This is a genomic window from Pseudomonas sp. CFBP 13711 (assembly GCF_014842265.1).
GTDB lineage: Bacteria > Pseudomonadota > Gammaproteobacteria > Pseudomonadales > Pseudomonadaceae > Aquipseudomonas.
This window is the reverse complement of sequence record NZ_JACYVI010000013.1, coordinates 155906-177338: the sequence shown is the minus strand read 5'-3', so window position 1 is coordinate 177338 and position 21433 is coordinate 155906. Positions and strand designations below refer to the sequence as shown.

Annotated in this window: 18 protein-coding genes; 12 read left to right on the top strand and 6 right to left on the bottom strand. The window is 60.3% G+C overall.

Annotated features, from left to right (window positions below):
* Positions 1-258 precede the first annotated feature (258 nt).
* Positions 259-2859: a bifunctional aconitate hydratase 2/2-methylisocitrate dehydratase gene (gene acnB, locus IFT47_RS22165; protein WP_192174117.1), complete on the bottom strand. Its 2601-nt coding sequence runs from the start codon at positions 2857-2859 to the stop codon at positions 259-261.
* A 426-nt stretch (positions 2860-3285) separates the two neighbouring features.
* Here acnB and IFT47_RS22160 point away from each other — a divergent pair, with 426 nt between their 5' ends.
* From IFT47_RS22160 to IFT47_RS22135, 6 genes are all read left to right on the top strand, one after another.
* Complete coding sequence (locus IFT47_RS22160; protein WP_065986417.1) at positions 3286-3759, top strand: DUF1289 domain-containing protein; 474 nt, start codon at positions 3286-3288, stop codon at positions 3757-3759.
* A 119-nt stretch (positions 3760-3878) separates the two neighbouring features.
* Positions 3879-4487 carry a tRNA-(ms[2]io[6]A)-hydroxylase gene (miaE, locus tag IFT47_RS22155; protein WP_122537832.1) on the top strand — a complete coding sequence of 203 codons (609 nt, stop codon included), beginning with the start codon at positions 3879-3881 and terminating at the stop codon, positions 4485-4487.
* A gap of 144 nt (positions 4488-4631) precedes the next feature.
* The gene (locus tag IFT47_RS22150) at positions 4632-5105 is read left to right on the top strand and encodes a MarR family winged helix-turn-helix transcriptional regulator (RefSeq protein WP_192174116.1); all 474 of its coding nucleotides are present in this window, start codon (positions 4632-4634) and stop codon (positions 5103-5105) included.
* Positions 5102-6598 carry an efflux transporter outer membrane subunit gene (locus IFT47_RS22145; protein WP_192174115.1) on the top strand — a complete coding sequence of 499 codons (1497 nt, stop codon included), beginning with the start codon at positions 5102-5104 and terminating at the stop codon, positions 6596-6598. The genes IFT47_RS22150 and IFT47_RS22145 overlap by 4 nt, the downstream gene beginning before the upstream one ends.
* A 10-nt stretch (positions 6599-6608) precedes the next feature.
* Positions 6609-7874, top strand: coding sequence for an efflux RND transporter periplasmic adaptor subunit (locus IFT47_RS22140; RefSeq protein ID WP_192174114.1), 1266 nt, complete (start codon positions 6609-6611; stop codon positions 7872-7874).
* 69 nt (positions 7875-7943) lie between these two features.
* A complete protein-coding gene (locus IFT47_RS22135) occupies positions 7944-9476 on the top strand; it encodes a DHA2 family efflux MFS transporter permease subunit (RefSeq protein WP_192174113.1) in 1533 nt (510 codons plus the stop codon).
* Positions 9477-9673: 197 nt separating this feature from the next.
* Here IFT47_RS22135 and IFT47_RS22130 read toward each other — a convergent pair whose 3' ends face one another.
* Both IFT47_RS22130 and IFT47_RS22125 read right to left on the bottom strand, forming a co-directional pair.
* The gene (locus IFT47_RS22130) at positions 9674-10399 is read right to left on the bottom strand and encodes a UDP-2,3-diacylglucosamine diphosphatase (protein ID WP_192174112.1); all 726 of its coding nucleotides are present in this window, start codon (positions 10397-10399) and stop codon (positions 9674-9676) included.
* A complete protein-coding gene (locus IFT47_RS22125; protein ID WP_192174111.1) occupies positions 10396-10899 on the bottom strand; it encodes a peptidylprolyl isomerase in 504 nt (167 codons plus the stop codon). The genes IFT47_RS22130 and IFT47_RS22125 overlap by 4 nt, the downstream gene beginning before the upstream one ends.
* A 275-nt stretch (positions 10900-11174) precedes the next feature.
* Between IFT47_RS22125 and IFT47_RS22120 the strand changes: the two genes are divergently transcribed.
* A complete protein-coding gene (locus IFT47_RS22120; protein WP_192174110.1) occupies positions 11175-12872 on the top strand; it encodes a glutamine--tRNA ligase/YqeY domain fusion protein in 1698 nt (565 codons plus the stop codon).
* A gap of 10 nt (positions 12873-12882) precedes the next feature.
* A complete protein-coding gene (gene cysS, locus IFT47_RS22115) occupies positions 12883-14265 on the top strand; it encodes a cysteine--tRNA ligase (RefSeq protein WP_192174109.1) in 1383 nt (460 codons plus the stop codon).
* Between the two features lie 253 nt (positions 14266-14518).
* Here cysS and IFT47_RS22110 read toward each other — a convergent pair whose 3' ends face one another.
* From IFT47_RS22110 to IFT47_RS22100, 3 genes are all read right to left on the bottom strand, one after another.
* Positions 14519-14896, bottom strand: coding sequence for a type II toxin-antitoxin system VapC family toxin (locus tag IFT47_RS22110; protein ID WP_074892086.1), 378 nt, complete (start codon positions 14894-14896; stop codon positions 14519-14521).
* Positions 14893-15132, bottom strand: coding sequence for a type II toxin-antitoxin system Phd/YefM family antitoxin (locus IFT47_RS22105; protein ID WP_065986546.1), 240 nt, complete (start codon positions 15130-15132; stop codon positions 14893-14895). The genes IFT47_RS22110 and IFT47_RS22105 overlap by 4 nt, the downstream gene beginning before the upstream one ends.
* Before the next feature lie 170 nt (positions 15133-15302).
* Positions 15303-17165 carry a sigma-54-dependent Fis family transcriptional regulator gene (locus IFT47_RS22100; RefSeq protein ID WP_192174108.1) on the bottom strand — a complete coding sequence of 621 codons (1863 nt, stop codon included), beginning with the start codon at positions 17163-17165 and terminating at the stop codon, positions 15303-15305.
* A gap of 355 nt (positions 17166-17520) precedes the next feature.
* Between IFT47_RS22100 and IFT47_RS22095 the strand changes: the two genes are divergently transcribed.
* From IFT47_RS22095 to IFT47_RS22080, 4 genes are read left to right on the top strand one after another with little or no spacing between them, the layout of a single operon-like run.
* Positions 17521-18615, top strand: a complete 1095-nt coding sequence (locus IFT47_RS22095; protein ID WP_192174107.1) for an ABC transporter ATP-binding protein — start codon at positions 17521-17523, stop codon at positions 18613-18615.
* Positions 18615-19745: an ABC transporter ATP-binding protein gene (locus tag IFT47_RS22090; protein ID WP_192174106.1), complete on the top strand. Its 1131-nt coding sequence runs from the start codon at positions 18615-18617 to the stop codon at positions 19743-19745. The genes IFT47_RS22095 and IFT47_RS22090 overlap by 1 nt, the downstream gene beginning before the upstream one ends.
* Positions 19738-20604: a carbohydrate ABC transporter permease gene (locus IFT47_RS22085; RefSeq protein ID WP_122537610.1), complete on the top strand. Its 867-nt coding sequence runs from the start codon at positions 19738-19740 to the stop codon at positions 20602-20604. Before IFT47_RS22090 ends, IFT47_RS22085 begins: the two co-directional genes overlap by 8 nt.
* Before the next feature lie 27 nt (positions 20605-20631).
* Entirely contained in the window at positions 20632-21432 is an 801-nt protein-coding gene (locus IFT47_RS22080) for a carbohydrate ABC transporter permease (protein ID WP_074892149.1), read from the top strand.
* Position 21433 lies beyond the last annotated feature (1 nt).

Sequence of the window (21433 nt, the reverse complement as noted above, 5' to 3'; positions counted from 1 at the left end):
TTGCGCTTTCTGGTCATGTAGAACTCCTCGATAAATGTATTTTCCACTTATCGAGGTGTCCGGGGAAATTAGACCACTGCAGGCACCCTTGGTTACTTGGGGTGCTTTTCCAAGTAACTCGCCGAAGGCGAAACAGTCTGCCCCCAAGCAGACCCTATCAGCGTCAACGCACAATTCCCGGCTGGAGCCGGTCCTACTAATACACTAGCCATAAAAAAACCCCGCCGAAGCGGGGTTCTCTCAACACGGTCTCAGCTATTAAGCCTGAACAACCGGGATATTAGCGTTCGCTGCAGCCTCACGGAATTCCGCGATCTGATCGAAGCTCAAGTAACGGTAAACATCGGCAGCCATACTGTCGATCTTGCCCGCGTACTCCATATACTCCTCGACCGTCGGCAGACGACCCAGAATCGACGCCACCGACGCCAACTCAGCCGACGCCAGATACACGTTCGCCCCATCACCCAAACGGTTCGGGAAGTTACGGGTCGACGTCGACACCACCGTCGAATTCGGCTCAACACGTGCCTGGTTACCCATGCACAGCGAACAGCCCGGCATTTCCATGCGCGCGCCAGCCTTGCCGTAAATGCCGTAGTAACCTTCCTCGGTCAACTGATGAGCGTCCATCTTCGTCGGCGGCGACAGCCACAGACGCGTCGGCAACTGACCCTTCACCTGCTCCAGCAACTTGCCGGCGGCGCGGAAGTGGCCGATGTTGGTCATGCACGAACCGATGAACACCTCGTCGATCTTCTCGCCAGCGACGCTCGACAACAGACGGGCATCGTCCGGGTCGTTCGGCGCGCAGAGCACAGGCTCTTTCACGTCGGCCAGATCGATCTCGATGATCTCGGCGTATTCCGCGTCAGCATCGGCTTCCAGCAGTTCTGGGTTGGCCACCCAGGCTTCCATCGCCTGAGCACGACGCTCCAGGGTACGCGGGTCGCCGTAGCCTTCGCCGATCATCCAGCGCAGCAGGGTGATGTTCGACTTCAGGTACTCGGCGATCGACTCTTTCGACAGCTTGATGGTGCAACCAGCGGCAGAGCGTTCGGCCGAAGCGTCGGACAGTTCGAAAGCCTGTTCGACGGTCAGGGTTTCCAGACCTTCGATCTCCAGAATGCGACCGGAGAACGCGTTCTTCTTGCCTTTCTTCTCGACCGTCAGCAGGCCTTTCTGAATGGCGTAGTACGGAATCGCATGAACCAGGTCGCGCAGGGTGACGCCCGGTTGCAGCTTGCCCTTGAAACGAACCAGGATCGACTCCGGCATGTCCAGCGGCATGACGCCAGTGGCAGCGGCGAACGCGACCAGCCCGGAACCGGCCGGGAACGAGATACCGATCGGGAAACGGGTGTGGGAGTCACCACCGGTACCGACGGTGTCCGGCAGCAGCATGCGGTTCAGCCAGCTGTGGATGATGCCGTCGCCCGGACGCAGGGAAACGCCGCCACGGGTCATGATGAAGTCAGGCAGCGTGTGGTGAGTCTTGACGTCGATCGGCTTCGGATACGCCGCGGTGTGGCAGAACGACTGCATCACCAGATCGGTTGAGAAGCCCAGGCACGCCAGGTCTTTCAGTTCGTCACGGGTCATGGGACCGGTGGTGTCCTGAGAACCGACGGTGGTCATCTTCGGCTCGCAGTAAGTGCCCGGACGGATACCGTCGGTGCCGCAGGCCTTTCCGACCATCTTCTGCGCCAGGGTGAAACCCTTGGTGCTGGCAGCGGGAACGTCAGGCAGCTTGAACAGCGTCGAAGGCGGCAGGCCCAGTTCGGTGCGGGCCTTGCCGGTCAGGCCACGGCCGATGATCAGCGGAATACGGCCGCCAGCGCGGACTTCGTCAAGCAGCACAGGCGTCTTCAGTTCGAAGGTCGCCAGGACTTCGTCGGTGCCATGTTTGGTGACTTTGCCGGCATACGGGTAAACGTCGATGACGTCGCCCATGTTGATGTTCGATACGTCGAACTCGATCGGCAGGGCGCCCGCATCTTCCATGGTGTTGTAGAAGATCGGTGCGATCTTGCTGCCGAAGCAGAAGCCGCCGGCACGCTTGTTCGGCACGTTCGGGATGTCGTCGCCGAAGAACCACAGCACCGAGTTGGTGGCCGATTTACGCGAGGAACCGGTACCGACCACGTCACCGACGTAGGCGATAGGGAAACCCTGGCTGCGCATGTCTTCAATCTGCTGCATCGGACCGATGGAGCCTTGCACGTCAGGGACGATGCCATCGCGGGCCATTTTCAGCATGGCCAGGGCGTGCAGCGGGATGTCCGGGCGGGACCAGGCGTCAGGCGCAGGCGACAGGTCGTCGGTGTTGGTTTCGCCGGTGACCTTGAAGACGCGCAGGCTGATCTTTTCGGCCAGGGTCGGACGCTTCTGGAACCACTCGCCGTCAGCCCAGGACTGCAGCACGCCCTTGGCGTGTGCGTTGCCGTTCTTGGCTTTTTCAGCGACGTCGTGGAAGGCATCGAACATCAGCAGGGTGTGCTTCAGTTGCTCTGCAGCGACGGGTGCCAGCTCGGCGTCGTCCAGCAGATCAACCATGGTCACGATGTTGTAGCCGCCCTGCATGGTGCCGAGCAGTTCGACGGCGCGCTTCTTGTGCAGCAGAGGGGAATGAACTTCGCCCTTGGCCAGGGCAGAAAGGAAACCGGCTTTGACGTAGGCAGCTTCGTCAACGCCCGGTGGAACGCGATTGGTGATCAGGTCAAGCAGGAAAGCTTCTTCGCCAGCCGGTGGATTTTTCAGCAGCTCGACCAGGCCTGCAGTTTGTTCGGCGTTAAGCGGCTGGGGCACGATACCCTGGGCGGCACGCTCTTCGATGTGTTTACGGTAGGCTTCAAGCACAGTATTACCCTCATCAGTGGTCCCAAATGGGTGTCCGGGACGCTCATCCAGAGAAGGTCCGCATCGGCGCTCTCGAACTTTTTAAAGTTTCTTGGCAGGAAGCTGACGATCTCCAACAGAAGCTGTTTTCAAAGTTTTACGCCTGCATGATCGGTCGGGGAGGGGACGCGAGGGACTCGCGTCAAACCGGACTGCGGGGCGGGCTTTGTACGATAAGTGGCTCGCCGGCTTATCGTAAAAAGCCCTGACTGTGCTCGTGACGCTTTGAAAACAGCTTCCAACGGACATTGGCGCCTTAAAAGGCCCGGTGATTCTACGGTAAAAAAACGCTGAAGTTAAGTTAGCCCCTACAGGTTGAAGGGTGTACCTCGTTAGACAAAGGGCTAACATGCCGGCTTGTTTCGTTCGCCGTCGTGTTCCCTTGCCATGCCCAATCAAATCATCAAGACGCCCTGCGTGGGCCTGTGCTCCACCGTCTACGGCGACCTCGTGTGCCGGGGATGCAAGCGCTTTCACCACGAAGTGATCCACTGGAACGGCTACGACGAGGATGCAAAGCGCGCCGTCTGGCTGCGCCTTGAACAGCTGCTGGTGCAAGTGATGGCGGGGAAAGTCGAGGTGTTCGACCCGGCCAGGCTGCGGGCGCAACTGGAGCAGCGCAAGATTCGCTTCGTTCCCCATCAGTCGGAATATTGCTGGGCCTACCAGCTGATTGCCCGGGGCGCGAGGGTGATCAACCAGCTGGACGCCTACGGCATGGTGCTACTGCCGGAGTTTCGCGACTGGTCGCTGCCTGAGCTGCGCGATGCCATTGATCGGGAATTCTTCCTGCTGTCCGAAGCGCACTACGAGCGTTACATCGCGCCCGGCTTCCTCAAGGATGCGATGGGCGCGGTCTGACAGTGGCGTGACTCTCGCGCTCGAGCGGTAAATCCTGCGCTTTTCATCTGCGCACGCTGGCTCTGCCCGTCAGGCTCCGTATAATGCTGCGCCTTGCCCAGCCAGCCATCCGTGAACCCATGCAGATCTATCCAGAAATCGACGCCTTCCTGCTGTGCCCCACGCCCGACAGTTGGGTTCAGGCCGCCTTGCAGAATCTGGATATCCTGCTGATCGATCACGCCAACAATGAAAAGAAGGCCGCCGGCGCGGCGTTTCAATTCATGTTCCAGTACAACGACAAGTTCGACCTGCTGGCCAAGATGTCCCGGCTGGCGCGCGAAGAGCTGCGTCACTTCGAGCAAGTGATCGGCATCATCAAGAAGCGCGGCATTCCGATGGCCAACATCAGCTCGGCGCGCTATGCCGGGTCGCTGCGCAAACTCGTTCGTACCCACAACCCGTATCGCCTGACCGACGCGCTGGTCGTCGGCGCCATCGTCGAAGCGCGCTCGTGCGAACGCTTCGCTGCGTTGGTGCCGCATCTGGACGAAGACTTGTCGAAGTTTTACGCCAGCCTGCTCAAGTCCGAGGCCCGGCATTTTCAGGACTACCTGAAACTCGCCTACACCTACGGCACTGAAGCGGACGTCGACGCCAAGATCGAAGAAATCCGCCTGGCCGAGCGCGAGCTGATCCTGAGCCCGGATGAAGATTTCCGCTTCCACAGCGGTGTGCCGGCGCTCTAAGCCACTCTAGAAAACAACCCATTCAGCAGGCGAGCTACGTTCGTCCGAATTCGCGCACCCTAAATATTGTTTCATTGTGTGTTTACTGCCTAGGCAGTAAGATCCCCTCCATTCACTGCCTAAGCAGATAATGGGTGGCTATCAATGGCGCATTTCACTCCTGAAAATTTTCACGACAGTCTGCTGGGCATGTTGCTGGGCCGGACTGAACAATTGAAAAACCGCATCCTCGACCGGCATCTCGAGCCCCACGGCGTCACTGCGCAGCAGTTCAAAGTGCTGGTGATGATCGCGCGTTTCTGCGCTGAGACCCCGGCCGACATCTGCCGCATGTTGAATCTCGACAGTGGTTCGATGACCCGCATGCTCGACCGTCTGGAGCAGAAAAACCTGCTGTCCCGCGCGCGCTCGGAATCCGATCGGCGTCAGGTGCAACTGGTGCTGACCGAGGAAGGCAAGGCGCTCTCCGACCTGTTGCCGGAAATCGGCGCACACGCGATGAACGAGATGGTCGGGGTGCTGGAAGACAGCGAGCTGCTGGCCCTGGAAAAGATTCTGACGAAAATTCTGGTTGCCTCGGGCGACCCCATTACGATTGCCCGGATTGCCGAACAATGAGCACTCACCTCCAGCGGGGCTCGACCCTGCGCATGTCCCTGAGCCTGATAGTCGTGGCACTGGTGCTGGCCGGTTGCGCCAGTTCCAAAGGCCTGAAAACCGAAGCCGTCGGCATCGATGCCAACAGTCTGCAGACCGCTCAAAGCCTCAATGGCATCACCCTGTCGCCGGCCGCCTGGCCCAAGCGCGACTGGTGGACCAGCCTGGACGATCCACAACTCAATAGCCTGATCACCGAAGCACTGCGCGACAGTCCGGACATGCAGATCGCTGCCGCCCGCACCCATCAGGCGACCGCGCAGGCCTATGCCGCCGACGCCGAACGCATGCCGACCGTGGATGCCGACGCCAGCGTCAGCCGTTCGCGCCTGGCCCGTGATCAGGACCCGACCGGGGCAGGCGGGCGCTACAGCACCTTGCGCAGCCTGAGCGCCGGCTTCAATTACAACTTCGACCTGTGGGGCGGCCAGCGTGCGGCCTGGGAAGCGGCGTTGGGCCAAGCCCGTGCCAGTGAAGTCGATCAGCAAGCAGCGCAATTGACCCTCGCCGCCGATGTCGCCCGCGCTTACAGCGACCTGGGCCAGGCCTACATCGTCCGTGACCTGGCGGCTGAAGACCTCAAGCGCACGAGTCAATTGCTTGACCTGGGATCGCGGCGCTTCAAGTCGGGCATCGACAGCGAGTACCAGTACGAGCAGACACAGAGCCTGGAAGCCAACTCCCGCGAGTCGTTGGCAGACGCGGAAAAAAGCCTGCGCAGCGCCAAGATTCAGCTGGCCGTGCTGATGGGCAAAGGCCCGGACCGCGGCGAACAACTGAGCCGGCCTGCGGTGCTGCAGCCTGCTGTCGTGGCCCTGCCTTCGGTGGTGCCTGCGGAATTGCTGGGCCGTCGCCCGGATCTGGTGGCCGCGCGCTGGCGGGTTGAGGCGGCGAGCAAGAACATCGACGTCAGCAAGACCAACTTCTACCCGAACCTCAACCTGAGCGCGTCGGCAGGGGTGGAGTCGCTGCTGGGTGATGCGATGTTCGGCTCGGCCAGTCGCTTCTTCAACGTCGCGCCGACGGTGTCGCTGCCGATCTTCGACGGCGGCCGTCGCCGTGCCGATCTGGATGCGCGGGACGCCGACTATGACCTCGCCGTGGCGCAGTACAACAAGACGCTGGTCCGGGCGCTGGGGGATGTCAGCGATGGCATCGGTCAGTTGCGCGACATCCGCCGTCAGATCGAAGCGCGCCAGCAGGCGACCGACGTGATTCAGAAATCCTACGACACCGTCGTTCAGCGCTACTCCTCGGGGATCGGCAACTACCTGGACGTACTGAGCGTCGAGCAACAACTGCTGCAATCGCAACGCCAACAGGCTGATCTCAACGCGGAACGAATCGATCTTTCGATCCAGTTGATGCAGGCCCTCGGGGGAGGCTTCGAAGACAGCAAGCCCGGCGACAACGCCGCCCCGGTCGTCCCGTCAACTGCTTCGCTGACTCATTAAGGTAATCGTCATGGCCGCTGCCACTACCGACAACAACGCTACAAACGAAGAAAAGGACGTCAACGCCTCCGCGCCTGACAAGGCCGCTGACAAGGGCGCCGAGCAGACCAAACCGACCAAGAACCCGCGCAAGCGCAAGCTGCTGTTGCTCGGCCTGCTGCTGGTCGTGGTGCTTGGCGTGCTTGGCGTCTGGGCCTGGTACGAAATGTACGGTCGCTGGAGCGAGAGCACCGACGATGCCTATGTAAACGGCAACGTCGTGGAGATCACCCCGCAAGTCACCGGCACCGTGGTCAGCATCGGCGCCGACGACGGCGATCTGGTCCGCGAGGGGCAGGTGCTGGTGCAGTTCGACCCGAATGATGCCGAAGTGGCGCTGCAAAGTGCCGAAGCCAATCTGGCAAAAGTAGTGCGTCAGGTGCGTGGTCTGTACAGCAACGTCGATGGCATGAAAGCGCAACTGGCGGCCCAGCGCGCCGAAGTGCAGAAGGCCCAGGACAACTACAACCGTCGTCGCAGTCTGGCGGCGGGCGGGGCGATTTCCCAGGAAGAGCTGTCCCACGCCAAGGATGACCTGACCAGCGCGCAGAATGCGTTGGCCAACATCCATCAGCAGCTGGCGACCAGTACCGCGCTGGTGGATGACACCCAGGTGTCCTCGCATCCGGACGTCAAATCGGCGGCCGCGCAACTGCGTCAGGCCTACCTGAGCAACGCGCGCAGCACGCTGATCGCGCCGGTCACCGGTTACGTCGCCAAGCGCACCGTGCAGCTGGGCCAGCGGGTTCAACCGGGCACTGCGCTGATGGCCGTGATTCCCCTCGACCAGCTGTGGATCGACGCCAACTTCAAGGAAACCCAGCTCGGCCAGATGCGCATCGGCCAGCCGGTGGACATCGAAGCCGACCTGTATGGCGGCGACGTCAAATACAGCGGCACCGTGGACAGCGTCGGCGCCGGTACCGGCAGTGCGTTTGCATTGTTGCCCGCACAGAACGCCACCGGTAACTGGATCAAGATCGTCCAGCGTATTCCGGTGCGGATTCACATCAACGCCGACGAGCTGGCCAAGCATCCGCTGCGCATCGGCCTGTCGACCACCGTTGACGTGAACCTGCACGACCAGAGCGGTCCGGTGCTGGCGCAGCAACCGCCGAAGCAGCCGCTGTTCACCACCGATGTCTACGCCAAACAACTGGCCGACGCCGACACGATGATTGCCCGCGTGATCCACGAGAACAGCGCGTCAACCAGCGGCAAGACGGCCCAGCGCTGATTCGCCAATCCATCTGCCTCGGCCTGCATCTGCCGGCCGGGGTGATCTTCGAGTGTCAAAGGATTCGCGATGAGTACTAACGCTCCCGCTTCTTTTACGCCGCCAAGCCTGTTGCTGACTACCATCGGCCTGTCGCTGGCGACTTTCATGCAAGTGCTCGACACGACCATCGCCAACGTGGCCTTGCCGACCATCTCCGGCAACCTCGGCGTGAGCTCGGAGCAGGGCACGTGGGTCATCACCTCCTTCGCGGTCAGTAACGCCATCGCGCTGCCGCTGACCGGCTGGCTGAGCCGGCGCTTCGGCGAGGTGAAGCTGTTTCTGTGGGCCACGCTGCTGTTTGTCACCGCCTCGTTTCTCTGTGGCATTTCCACCTCGATGCCTGAGCTGGTGGGCTTTCGAGTGTTGCAGGGCATGGTTGCCGGGCCGTTGTACCCGATGACGCAAACGCTGCTGATCGCCGTTTATCCCCCTGCGAAACGGGGGATGGCATTGGCATTGCTGGCGATGGTGACGGTCGTGGCGCCGATTGCCGGGCCGATTCTCGGCGGCTGGATCACCGACAGTTACAGCTGGCCGTGGATCTTCTTCATCAACGTGCCGATCGGACTGTTCGCGGCGTTCGTCGTGCGTCAGCAGATGGCTACCCGGCCGGTCAGCACCAGTCGCCAGCCCATGGATTACGTGGGTCTGATTACGCTGATCATCGGCGTGGGCGCGCTGCAGATCGTGCTCGACAAAGGCAATGACCTGGACTGGTTCGAGTCGAACTTCATCATTATCGGCTCGGTGATTTCGGCGATTGGCCTGGCGGCATTTGTCATCTGGGAAATGACGGATGATCACCCGGTGGTCAACCTGCGGCTGTTTGCGTTTCGCAACTTTCGCTACGGGACGATCTGCCTGGTAGCGGGCTACGCGGGGTTCTTCGGGATCAACCTGATTCTGCCCCAGTGGCTGCAAACGCAGATGGGTTACACGGCGACCTATGCAGGGCTGGCGGTGGCGCCACTCGGGGTGCTGCCAGTATTGATGTCGCCCTTCGTGGGACGTTATGCGCATAAATTCGACTTGCGCCTGCTCGCCGGCCTCGCGTTTCTGGGGATTGGCCTGAGTTGCTTCATGCGAGCAAGTTTCACCAGTCAGGTGGATTTCGAGCACATCGCCCTGGTGCAGTTGTTCATGGGTGCAGGCATTGCGCTGTTCTTCATGCCGACCTTGAGCATCCTGCTTTCCGACCTGCCGCCGTCGCAGATCGCCGACGGCTCGGGGCTGGCGACCTTCCTGCGTAACCTCGGTGGCAGCTTCGCGGCCTCCTTGACTACGTGGATCTGGATCCGCCGCGCCGATCAGCACCACGCCTATCTGAGCGAAAGCGTGAACGCCTACGAGCCGACGACGCGACATGTGCTGGAGACCCTGGGTGGGGCGAGCAATCAGGCGTATGCACAGCTCGATTCGATGGTCACCAGCCAGGCGTACATGATGTCCACGGTGGACTACTTCTACATGATGGGCTGGGTGTTCCTGTCGCTGATCCTGATCATCTGGCTGGCCAAACCGCCGTTTACCGCGAAGGCGGCGCCTGGGGGAGGGCATTGATTGACGCCGCGCTGTCGGCGTCAAACACAATACTTGTGGGAGTGAGCTTGCTCACGAAGAGGCCGGGACATTCAGCCACTTTCTCTGATGTCAGAAAGTAAGCCTTCGCGAGCAAGGTGGAGCGCCACCCCGGTCGCTCCCACAGGTTCTGCGTTCGACGATCATCGGTGTTCACTTCTGACGCACCGGTGATCTGGTCAGGCCTCAAACGCAAACGACTCCAGATGAAAGCCCGACTCATCGATCCGCAGCAACCATCCCTCGCGATCCCAATCCCCCAGCACGATGCGCTGCGCCATGGTCTCACCCAGTTGAAGGTCGTGAACCGCAGGCCGATGGGTGTGACCATGAATCAGCGTCTTCACGCCAGACTCCTTCATCACCCGTGGCACTTCGTCCGGCGTGACGTCGACAATGTCGCTGGCCTTCATCCGCGTCTGCGCACGGCTTTCGCTGCGTAGCTTGCGCGCCAGCTTGTGCCGTGTGCTCAACGGCAGATGCCGCAGCACCCACAGCGTCAGCGGATGGCGCAGGTAACGGCGCATACGCATGTAGGCTTCGTCCCGAGTACACAGGCTGTCGCCGTGCATCAGCAGCACCGGTTCGCCGTTGAAATTCACGACGCTCGGGTCCTTGAGCAGCGTGCAGCCCGCCGCTTTGCAAAACCCCTGGCCGATCATGAAGTCGCGATTGCCGTGCATCAGGAACACCCGCGTGCCGCTGTCGCTCAGTGCCCGCAGCGCCTGGCAAATCGAGCGCTGAAAGGGCGACATGGCGTCATCGCCGATCCAGGCTTCGAAGAAATCCCCAAGGATGTACAGCGATTCAGCCGCGCGCGCGCGCCCATTCAGCAGACCGAGAAACGCCCGGGTAATGTCCGGGCGTCCTTCTTCCAGGTGCAGATCGGAGATCAGCAATATCACTCAATGATCTCGGCTTTCTCGATGATCACGTCTTCGGCTGGCACGTCCTGGTGACCGGCCTTGGACGTGGTGGCGACGCCCTTGATCTTGTCGACCACATCAGTGCCTTCGACGACGTCAGCGAACACGGCGTAACCCCAACCCTGCACGGTCTTGGCGCTGTGATTGAGGAAGCTGTTGTCGGCGACGTTGATGAAGAACTGCGCCGAGGCTGAATGGGGCTCCATGGTGCGGGCCATGGCCACTGAGTACTTCTTGTTCGGCAGGCCGTTGTCGGCTTCGTTCTGGATGCTCGGGCGCTTGTCTTTCTTCTCTTTCATGCCAGGCTCGAAGCCGCCGCCCTGGATCATGAAATTGCCGATCACGCGGTGAAACACGGTGTTTTCGTAGTGGCCGGCTTTGACGTATTCGATGAAGTTGGCGACAGTCAGCGGCGCCTTTTCTGCGTTAAGTTGCAGAACGATTTCACCGTGATTGGTGGTCAGCTTTACTTTCGACATGGTCAGCTCGCTCTTTGAAGTCGCAATGGGAGGCAGTGATCGCGGCAGTCGGCCATCGGAATGCGCGGCCAGTCCTGCGGATTCACCCCAGGCGCGCAGTTTACAGAGGGTAGCCGTTGCGCGGGTAGTTGCGATTGAGCTGCAGGTTCCGACGCTGACCGGGCGCCCATCTCGGCAGTTTTGTCACAGCGCGCTGTCAGGGGCTTGACAGCTTCGGCTATGATAGGCGCTTTGATTTAACCGGCCTTCCTGGCCGCGACCCGTACAAGGATCCTATGAGCAAGCCCACTCAAGATGCCGCTGCGAATTCCAAGGCAGGCCCAGCCATTCCAACCAACTTCCTGCGCCCCATCGTGCAGGCTGACCTGGATTCGGGCAAGCACACCCAGATCGTGACCCGCTTCCCGCCGGAGCCCAATGGCTACCTGCACATCGGTCATGCCAAGTCGATTTGCGTCAACTTTGGTCTGGCTCAGGAATTCGGCGGCGTCACGCATCTGCGCTTCGACGACACCAACCCGGCGAAGGAAGACCAGGAATACATCGACGCCATTGAAGCCGATGTCAAATGGCTGGGCTTCGAGTGGTCCGGCGAAGTGCGTTATGCCTCGCAGTACTTCGACCAGCTGTACGCCTGGGCGGTCCATCTGATCGAAACGGGCAAGGCCTACGTCGATGACCTGACCCCCGAGCAGGCTCGCGAATACCGCGGCACCCTGACCGAACCGGGCAAGAACAGCCCGTTCCGCGATCGCAGCGTCGAAGAAAACCTCGACCTGTTCAGCCGCATGAAGGCCGGCGAGTTCGAAGACGGCGCCCGCGTCCTGCGCGCCAAGATCGACATGGCTTCGCCGAACATGAACCTGCGCGATCCGATCCTCTACCGCATTCGTCACGCCCATCACCACCAGACCGGTGACAAGTGGTGCATCTACCCGATCTACGATTTCACCCACGGTCAATCGGACGCCATCGAAGGCATCACCCATTCGATCTGCACCCTGGAATTCGAGAGCCATCGCCCGCTCTACGAGTGGTTCCTCGATAACCTGCCGGTGCCGTGCAAGCCGCGCCAGTACGAGTTCTCGCGTCTGAACCTGAACTACACCATCACCAGCAAGCGCAAGCTTAAGCAACTGGTCGATGAAAAGCACGTGCACGGCTGGGACGACCCGCGCATGTCGACGCTGTCGGGCTTCCGCCGTCGCGGTTACACCCCGGCGTCGATCCGCAATTTCTGCGAAATGATCGGCACCAACCGTTCCGACGGCGTGGTCGATTTCGGCATGCTGGAATTCAGCATCCGTCAGGACCTGGACCACAACGCCCCGCGCGCCATGTGCGTGCTGCGTCCATTGAAAGTCGTGATCACCAATTACCCGGAAGGCCAGGTTGACCACCTCGAACTGCCGCGCCATCCGCAGAAGGAAGAGCTCGGCGTGCGCAAGCTGCCGTTTTCCCGCGAGATCTACATCGACCGTGACGACTTCATGGAAGAGCCGCCGAAGGGCTATAAGCGCCTGGAGCCGAACGGTGAAGTGCGCCTGCGTGGCAGCTACGTGATTCGCGCCGACGAAGCGATCAAGGACGCCGACGGCAACATCGTCGAGCTGCGTTGCTCCTACGACCCGGAAACCCTGGGCAAGAACCCTGAAGGCCGCAAGGTCAAAGGCGTTGTGCACTGGGTACCGGCAGCCGAAAGCATCGAATGCGAAGTGCGTTTGTACGACCGTCTGTTCCTGTCGGCAAACCCTGAGAAGGCAGAAGAGGGCAAGACCTTCCTGGACAACATCAACCCAGGCTCCCTGCAGGTGTTGACCGGTTGTCGCGCTGAACCGTCGTTGGCTGACGCTCAGCCGGAAGACCGTTTCCAGTTCGAACGCGAAGGCTATTTCTGCGCGGATCTGAAGGACTCGAAACCCGGTCATCCGGTCTTTAACCGGACTGTGACGCTCCGCGATTCGTGGAGCTAAGGTAGGCAACGTGCTTTCTATCTACAACACGCTCAGCAAGAGCAAAGAAGTCTTCAAACCGCTGGATGGCAACAAGGTGCGCATGTACGTCTGCGGGATGACCGTGTACGACTACTGCCACCTGGGCCACGGCCGCAGCATGGTGGCGTTCGACGTGGTTACCCGCTGGCTGCGTTTCAGCGGCTACGACCTGACCTACGTGCGCAACATCACCGACATCGACGACAAGATCATCAACCGCGCCCGTGAAAACGGTGAAGCGTTCGATGCCCTGACCGCGCGCATGATCGACGCGATGCACGAGGACGAAGCGCGCCTGAACATCCTCAAGCCGGACATGGAGCCGCGCGCCACCGATTACATCGGCGGCATGCACGACATGATCCAGCGCCTGATCGACAAGGGCTATGCCTACGCACCGGGCAATGGCGACGTGTACTACCGCGTCGGCAAATTCCTCGGCTACGGCAAGCTGTCGCGCAAGAAAATCGAAGACCTGCGCATCGGTGCCCGGATCGAAGTCGATGAGGCCAAGGACGACCCGCTGGATTTCGTGCTGTGGAAAGGCGTCAAGCCGGGCGAACCGAGCTGGGAATCGCCGTGGGGCGCCGGGCGTCCGGGCTGGCACATCGAATGCTCGGTGATGTCCACCTGCTGCCTGGGTGAGACCTTCGACATTCATGGTGGCGGTAGCGATCTGGAATTCCCGCACCACGAAAACGAGATTGCCCAGAGCGAAGCCGCAACCGGCAAGACCTACGCCAACGCCTGGTTGCACTGCGGCATGATCCGCATCAATGGCGAGAAGATGTCCAAGTCCTTGAACAACTTCTTCACCATTCGCGACGTGCTGGATAAATACCACCCGGAAGTGGTGCGTTACCTGCTGGTGTCGAGCCACTACCGCAGCGCGATCAACTATTCCGAAGACAGTCTGAAGGAATCGAAAGGCGCGCTGGAGCGGTTCTATCACGCGCTCAAAGGCTTGCCGGTCGCTGAGCCTGCGGGGGGCGAGGCGTTCGTCGAGCGTTTTTCGAATGCCATGAACGACGACTTCGGGACCCCGGAAGCCTGCGCCGTGCTGTTCGAGATGGTCCGCGAGATCAACCGTCTGCGCGACAGCGATGTCAACGCAGCGGCAGGTCTGGCGGCTCGCTTGAAGGAGCTGGCCAGTGTGTTGGGCGTGTTGCAACTGGAAGCCGATGACTTCCTGCGCGCCGGCGCTGAAGGGCGGGTGGATGCCGCCGAAGTCGAAGCCTTGATCGCCGCACGCCTGCAGGCGCGCGCTGACAAGAACTGGGCTGAAGGCGACCGCATCCGCGATCAACTCACCGCCATGGGCGTGGTGCTGGAAGACAGCAAGGGCAGCACGACATGGCGGTTGGCGGATTGATCAGCCGCGCACACGGTTGATGTGGGAGCGACCGGGGTGGCGCTCCACCTTGCTCGCGAAGGCGGCGTTTCGAACGCTGAATATTTGGCGGATGTACTGGCCTCTTCGCGAGCAAGCTCGCTCCCACAGTTCATCTGTCACCCGTTACATCTGCGGTGATTGTTCCCGTTCTGGGTGGAACAATCAGTCTCACGGAGCTCGTTTGGCAAATTGTTGATGTCGACTGACCTGCTGCTTTTGGCGCCTAGGTGCTTTAGGCCAGAACAGCAAGTGACGTGTACCTGGCAACCATCGCGTCTGACGTAATTAGCTTCATCGGTTCAGTAATGGCGGCAGCAACGATTAGCCTATCGAATGGGTCGCGATGATGGTGTTCCAGATCTTTGACTGCGATTGCATGTTCAACGCTGACAGGGAGCTCGATAAAGCCGCTGTCTCGGCAGTACTCGCGAATCTCCTCGAGATCGGCCGTTAGTTTCCCCAAGCCAATCTTTATCGACATCTCCCAAAACGTGGCGGCGCTGATGTAAACCTCAGTAGCGGTTTCGATCAGTTTTTTTGCTTTAGGAGAAAGCTTCGGGTCGTCAGTCAGAGCCCACAGAAGAATATGAGTATCCAGCAGTATCCTCATGGGCGGCTGCCTTCGAAATCATCCAGCACAGAGTCAGAAAGCGGTGCATCGAAGTCGTCCGGTAGTTGGAGAATACCTTTCATAGCACCGATGCGTTTACCGGTGGGCCGCCCGATCGGGACGAGGCGCGCCATTGCGCGACCATGTTTAGCGATCGTGATAGTCTGGCCCGCCGCAGCGTCATCTACCAGTTTTGACAGATTGTCCTTGGCCTCACCGAGGGGGACGATAATCATGACGTATGCTCGCATTCGGAAATATTGGCCAAATATAGCCATATAATTCTTCTTGCCCAAGCCACCGTTACAATTCTGTGCTGATTGTGAAGACGCCCCGCGTGGGAATGCCTCGTCTGACACTCCGCCTCCCGGTTTTGCTGGCTCTGCGCACTAGCGACAAACCCCAATCAAAACCCCTGTTCCCGCAGTCGCTTGTACAGCGTATTCCGGCTCACCCCTAGCCGCTTCGCCAGCTGCGAGATATTTCCGCCTGCCGCCTGCAACAACTCGCTCAGTTCCTCAGGCGTATCCAGCGCAGCCTTGCGGTTGAGCACTGTCTCGGGCTCGACACGTTCGCAGCCCATCGCCAGGTCCGCAAAAAAGTCTTCCGGCAGATGCTCGGTGGAGATCGGCTGATCGTCGGCGAGCGCCAACGCCACTTGAATCACGTTGCTCAACTGCCGCAGATTTCCCGGCCACGGGTGCCGTTCAAACAGCTCCATCACCTGAGGCTCGAAGCCCGCTGTCTGCTGCGGTTCGCGGTGCTGTTCCCAGATGGCACGCACCAGCGCGGGTTTATCGCTACGATCGCGCAACGGCGGCAGCTCCAAGTTCAGGCCACTGATGCGGTAGTACAAATCCTGTCGAAACCGCCCGTTCTGCACATGCTCGCGCAGTGAACAATGGGTCGCGGAAATCACCCGGATGTCCACCGGGTACAACTCGCTGCTGCCCACCGGTTGCACGCACCGTTCCTGCAACACCCGCAGCAAGCGCGCTTGAACCGGCAGCGGCATGTCGCCGATCTCGTCGAGAAACAGCGTGCCTTTGTCCGCCTTGCGGATCAGCCCGATGCTGCCTTTATGGTGAGCCCCGGTGAACGCGCCTTTTTCGTAGCCAAACAGTTCCGCCTCGACCAGTTCCGACGGGATCGCTGCGCAGTTCACGGCAATCATCGGCTGATCGGCGCGGGAGCTGGCGCGGTGCAGGGCTTTGACGAACACTTCCTTGCCTACGCCCGTTTCGCCAAGGATCAACAGCGGGACGTTCTTCTCCAACAGTCGCTGACCCTGGCGCGCCGCTTTCTCAACCCGCTCATCCCCCAGCCCTGGCTCAATGGCGCCAACAGTGGCCGACCGGTACACAGGTGCTTGCACCGGAGTCGGCACGGGCACCGTTCTGAGCTTGAGCACCGGCGCCTTCGGCCGCTTCAGCACGCAATGAAAACGGTTGTGGCCCGAGGCCTGAAGCGGAAAGGGCTGGCCTTCCATTTGATCTAACAGGTCGGTGATCGGCGCCTTGAACAGATTTTCGATGTTGGCGTTGAGCAGGCTGACGCCCAGCAGGTTGTCGGCACGGCGGTTGGCGCAGAGTACCCGGCCGCTTTCGTCGAATACCAGCAGCCCGGCCCACTGGCTGTCGAGGTTGTTCAGGCCGGTGTTGAACACCAGTTGGAAATGGCTGTGCTGGAACTGGTCGAGGATCAGTCGGTTTTCGATGGTCTGGCCCATCATCTTGACCATCCCCAGGGTGTGGGAGGGCGGCAGGAAGCTGTCGCTGGACACATCGAGCACCGCGATCATCCGCCGCGACGCATCGAAAATCGGCGCTGCCGACCCGGTCATGAAACGGTTGGCCTTGAGAAAGTGTTCATCGTGTTCAATGTGAACAGCCTGTTCACAGGCCAGGGCCGTGCCGATGGCGTTGGTGCCCGCGCCTTGCTCCAGCCAGCTGGCCCCGGCGACGAAACCCGGCTGTTGATCCGGCTCGACGAAGCGCTTGTTGCCCCAGGAATTGAGCACCTGGCCCTGCTGATCGGCGAGCAGGATCAGGCAATTGGAATTGCTCAGGATGTTCTCGTAGAAGGGCAGCACCTGCTGGTGAGTGGTCTGCACCAGTGAATGATGGCGCTCGAGCAGTTGCGAAACCTGCTGATCGGGCAGGCGACCGAAGGACGGGCGTGACTGGTGGTCGAGGCCGAACTCGCGGCAACGGGCCCACGAGTCCTGAATGATGCTGTCGTGGCTGGGGGATGCGCCTGCTGTGGCCATGAAATGGCTCCGTCCGAGTACTTTTATTTATTGTTGTCGAGATGCCGCTAGGCAGAGCATCCCTGCTCGAAAACGTCCACCCATTGTTGTTCAGGATTGTTCAAAGTCAATGTTCATTTTGTTCAGGTGTTCAGCCTTTCCTGTTCATTTATGTTCATCAACGAATGCCAATCTGTGCGGCAAATTGTCGCAACCGCTCTAGTCCGCGTATTCCAGCCAGAAAGCGCCTGAGCAGGCCGGTTGGCACGATTGTCGCTATCCAACAAGCGGTCTGCACAATCGGTCAACGGATGTTACGACCTGCCATACGGCACACACGCAACACCCCGAACAAAACAAATAAAAAGGGCACGCCATGTCTCTCACGCTTGAGCACGTCAGCCGCTCCGTCGACGGTCAGATCTGGATCGACGATGCTTCGCTGAGCTTTGAACCCGGCTCATTCAACGTATTGCTGGGGCGCACCTTATCAGGCAAAACCAGCCTGATGCGCTTGATGGCCGGTCTGGACAAGCCAGACAGCGGCCGGGTACTGATGAATGGCAAAGATGTCACCCAGGTCGCGGTGCGTCATCGCAACGTCTCGATGGTTTATCAGCAGTTCATCAACTATCCGAGCATGACCGTCTACGACAACATCGCCTCGCCGCTGCGCCAGGCCAAGATGTCGAAGGACGAAATCGAGCGCCGGGTTCGCGAAACCGCGAAGATGCTGCGCATCGAAAAATTCCTCAGCCGTCATCCCCTCGAATTGTCCGGCGGCCAGCAGCAGCGCACGGCCATGGCGCGGGCGCTGGTCAAGGACGCCGAGCTGATTCTGTTCGATGAGCCGCTGGTCAACCTCGACTACAAGCTGCGTGAAGAGCTGCGTCAGGAAATGCGCCAGCTGTTCGAAACGCGCAATACCATCGCTATCTACGCCACCACCGAGCCGAACGAAGCGCTGGCGCTGGGCGGGACCACCACGATTCTGCACGAAGGCCGCGTGATCCAGAGCGGCCGGACGCCCGAGGTGTATCACCAGCCGAAAACCGTGCTGGCCGCCGAGTTGTTCTCCGAGCCGCCGATCAACCTGATGCCCGGTCGCATCGAAGGCAACGAAGTCAGCTTCGCCAACTTCGTGCACTTCCCGCTGAACGTCGACCTGCGCACCATCGGCGACGGCGAGTACCGCTTTGGCGTGCGCCCGAGCCACCTGAGTCTGGTGCCGTCCAACGACGACGACCTCGAGCTGGCGGTGACCGTCGAGCTTGCCGAGATCAGCGGTTCGGAAACCTTCCTGCACGTGCGCAACGAGCATTTCTCGCTGGTGCTGCATTTGCCGGGCGTCCATGAGTACGACGTGGACACGCCGATTCGCGTGTACATCCCGACTCACAAACTGTTCGTATTCGATCAGCAGGGCGGCCTGATTCAGGCGCCGGGCCTGCGCATGGCGAGGGTTGCCTGATGGCCGAGATCCGCTTGCAAAAACTCGCGCACAGCTACAGCGCCAATCCGACCGGCCCTGAAGACTATGCCATCCGGGAAATGACCCACATCTGGGAGCAGGGCGGTGCGTATGCCTTGCTCGGCCCGTCCGGCTGCGGCAAATCGACCCTGCTCAATATCATCTCCGGCCTGCTCAGCCCGTCCGAAGGCAAGGTCATGTTCGACACCACGGTGGTCAACGACATGTCGCCGGAGGAGCGCAACATCGCTCAGGTTTTCCAGTTTCCGGTGGTCTACGACACCATGACGGTGTACGACAACCTCGCGTTTCCGCTGCGCAATCAGGGCATGCCGGAAGCGAAAGTAAAGATCAAGGTGCAGGAAATCGCCGACGTGCTGGATCTGCAGCCGTTGTTGAGCAAGAAAGCCAAAGGCCTCACCGCTGACGAAAAACAGAAAGTCTCCATGGGCCGCGGACTGGTCCGCGATGACGTGTCGGCGATTCTGTTCGACGAACCGCTGACCGTGATCGACCCGCACCTGAAGTGGAAGCTGCGCCGCAAGCTCAAGCAGATTCATGAGCAGTTCAACATCACCATGGTCTACGTCACCCACGATCAGTTGGAGGCTTCGACCTTCGCCGACAAGATTGCGGTGATGTACGGCGGCCAGATCGTCCAGTTCGGCACCCCACGCGAACTGTTCGAAAAGCCGCACCACACCTTCGTCGGCTACTTCATCGGCAGCCCGGGTATGAACCTCATCGAGGTCAAGCCTGAAGCCGGCGGCGTGGGCTTTGGCGGCATTCATCTGCCGTTGTCCGAAGCCTTGCAGCAGCGCCTGGCCGCCACTCAGTGGAGCACGTTGAAAGTCGGGATTCGTCCCGAGTTCGTGCACGTCTGGGACGGCCCGGTTGATGACGCCATGCAGGCTGAAGTGACCTACGTCGAGGACCTGGGGACCTACAAGATCCTCACCCTGAAACTGGCCGGCCAGCTGTTGAAAGTGCGCGTGCAGGAAGACAAGCCGGTGCCCCAGGGCCAGGCCTGGATCAGTTTCCCCGCGCAATGGCTGATGCTCTACGCCGATGAATTTCTGCTGGAGGCCGCGGCGAACACACTGCCGGCCAGCGAGGTGTCCCATGACTAAAGTGCAAAACAACAAGGCCTGGTGGCTGGTGCTGCCGGTGTTCCTGCTGGTGGCGTTCAGCGCCATCATTCCGATGATGACCGTGGTCAACTATTCGGTGCAGGACATCTTCGACCAGTCCAGCCGTTATTTCGTCGGCGCCGACTGGTTCCGGCAAGTGCTGCAGGACCCGCGCCTGCATGACTCGCTGCTGCGTCAGTTCATCTACTCCGCCTGCGTGCTGCTGATCGAAATCCCGCTGGGCATCGGCATCGCCCTGACCATGCCGACCAAGGGACGCTGGTCGTCGGTGTGCCTGATCGTCATGACCATTCCGCTGCTGATCCCCTTCAACGTGGTCGGCACGATCTGGCAGATCTTCGGCCGTGGCGACATCGGTCTGCTGGGCTGGATCCTCAACGATGTGCTGGGCATCAGCTACAACTACGCGGCCAATGCGTCGGACGCCTGGGTGACCGTGCTGGTCATCGACGTCTGGCACTGGACCTCGCTGGTGGCGTTGCTGTGCTATTCGGGTCTGCGCGCCATTCCGGACGTGTACTACCAGGCGGCGCGGATTGATCGGGCATCCAACTGGGCGGTGTTCCGACACATCCAGCTGCCGAAGATGAAGAGCGTGCTGCTCATCGCGGTGATGCTGCGCTTCATGGACAGCTTCATGATCTACACCGAGCCGTTCGTGCTGACCGGTGGCGGTCCGGGCAACTCGACGACCTTCCTCAGCCAGACCCTGACGACCATGGCTCTCGGCCAGTTCGACCTGGGCCCTGCGGCGGCGTTCTCGCTGGTGTATTTCCTGATCATTCTGTTGGTGTCGTGGGTGTTCTACACCGCCATGACCCACAGCGAAAAGAACTGAGGAGCGCCCATGAACAAGCGCGAGAAAGTGTCGTTCAAAAAGCTCATACCGCTGTGGATCTACCTGCTGTTTCTGCTGGTGCCGATCTACTGGCTGGTCAACATGTCGTTCAAGACCAACACCGAAATCCTCGGCGGCCTGACCCTGTTCCCACAGGATTTCACGCTCGCGAACTACAAGGTGATCTTCACCGACGAAAGCTGGTACAGCGGCTACATCAACTCGCTGTACTACGTCTGCCTGAATATGGTGATATCGCTGAGCGTCGCATTGCCTGCGGCCTACGCGTTTTCACGCTATCGTTTCCTCGGCGACAAACACTTGTTCTTCTGGCTCCTGACCAACCGGATGGCGCCACCTGCGGTTTTCCTGCTGCCATTCTTCCAGCTGTATTCGTCCATCGGCCTGTTCGACACGCACATTGCGGTAGCGTTGGCGCACTGCCTGTTCAACGTGCCGCTGGCGGTGTGGATTCTGGAAGGCTTCATGTCCGGCGTTCCCAAGGAAATTGACGAAACGGCCTACATCGACGGCTATAGCTTTCCCAAGTTCTTCGGCAAGATTTTCATCCCGCTGATTGGCTCGGGCATCGGTGTGACGGCGTTCTTCTGCTTTATGTTCTCCTGGGTCGAGTTGCTGCTGGCGCGGACGCTGACCTCGGTTAACGCCAAGCCGATCGCGGCAGTCATGACCCGCACCGTTTCGGCGTCGGGGATCGATTGGGGGGTGCTGGCGGCGGCGGGGGTGTTGACCATTCTGCCGGGCATGCTGGTTATCTGGTTCGTTCGTAATCACGTGGTCAAGGGCTTCGCTCTTGGTCGTGTCTGAG

Bases quoted from the DNA above. Each gene is read 5' to 3' on its own strand.
- IFT47_RS22160 (WP_065986417.1), top strand. From the start codon at position 3,286: ATGCCCAATCAAATCATCAAGACGCCCTGCGTGGGCCTGTGCTCCACC.
- miaE (WP_122537832.1), top strand. From the start codon at position 3,879: ATGCAGATCTATCCAGAAATCGACGCCTTCCTGCTGTGCCCCACGCCC.
- IFT47_RS22150 (WP_192174116.1), top strand. From the start codon at position 4,632: ATGGCGCATTTCACTCCTGAAAATTTTCACGACAGTCTGCTGGGCATG.
- IFT47_RS22145 (WP_192174115.1), top strand. From the start codon at position 5,102: ATGAGCACTCACCTCCAGCGGGGCTCGACCCTGCGCATGTCCCTGAGC.
- IFT47_RS22140 (WP_192174114.1), top strand. From the start codon at position 6,609: ATGGCCGCTGCCACTACCGACAACAACGCTACAAACGAAGAAAAGGAC.
- IFT47_RS22135 (WP_192174113.1), top strand. From the start codon at position 7,944: ATGAGTACTAACGCTCCCGCTTCTTTTACGCCGCCAAGCCTGTTGCTG.
- IFT47_RS22125 (WP_192174111.1), bottom strand. From the start codon at position 10,899: ATGTCGAAAGTAAAGCTGACCACCAATCACGGTGAAATCGTTCTGCAA.
- IFT47_RS22120 (WP_192174110.1), top strand. From the start codon at position 11,175: ATGAGCAAGCCCACTCAAGATGCCGCTGCGAATTCCAAGGCAGGCCCA.
- IFT47_RS22110 (WP_074892086.1), bottom strand. From the start codon at position 14,896: ATGAGGATACTGCTGGATACTCATATTCTTCTGTGGGCTCTGACTGAC.
- IFT47_RS22105 (WP_065986546.1), bottom strand. From the start codon at position 15,132: ATGATTATCGTCCCCCTCGGTGAGGCCAAGGACAATCTGTCAAAACTG.
- IFT47_RS22100 (WP_192174108.1), bottom strand. From the start codon at position 17,165: ATGGCCACAGCAGGCGCATCCCCCAGCCACGACAGCATCATTCAGGAC.
- IFT47_RS22095 (WP_192174107.1), top strand. From the start codon at position 17,521: ATGTCTCTCACGCTTGAGCACGTCAGCCGCTCCGTCGACGGTCAGATC.
- IFT47_RS22090 (WP_192174106.1), top strand. From the start codon at position 18,615: ATGGCCGAGATCCGCTTGCAAAAACTCGCGCACAGCTACAGCGCCAAT.
- IFT47_RS22085 (WP_122537610.1), top strand. From the start codon at position 19,738: ATGACTAAAGTGCAAAACAACAAGGCCTGGTGGCTGGTGCTGCCGGTG.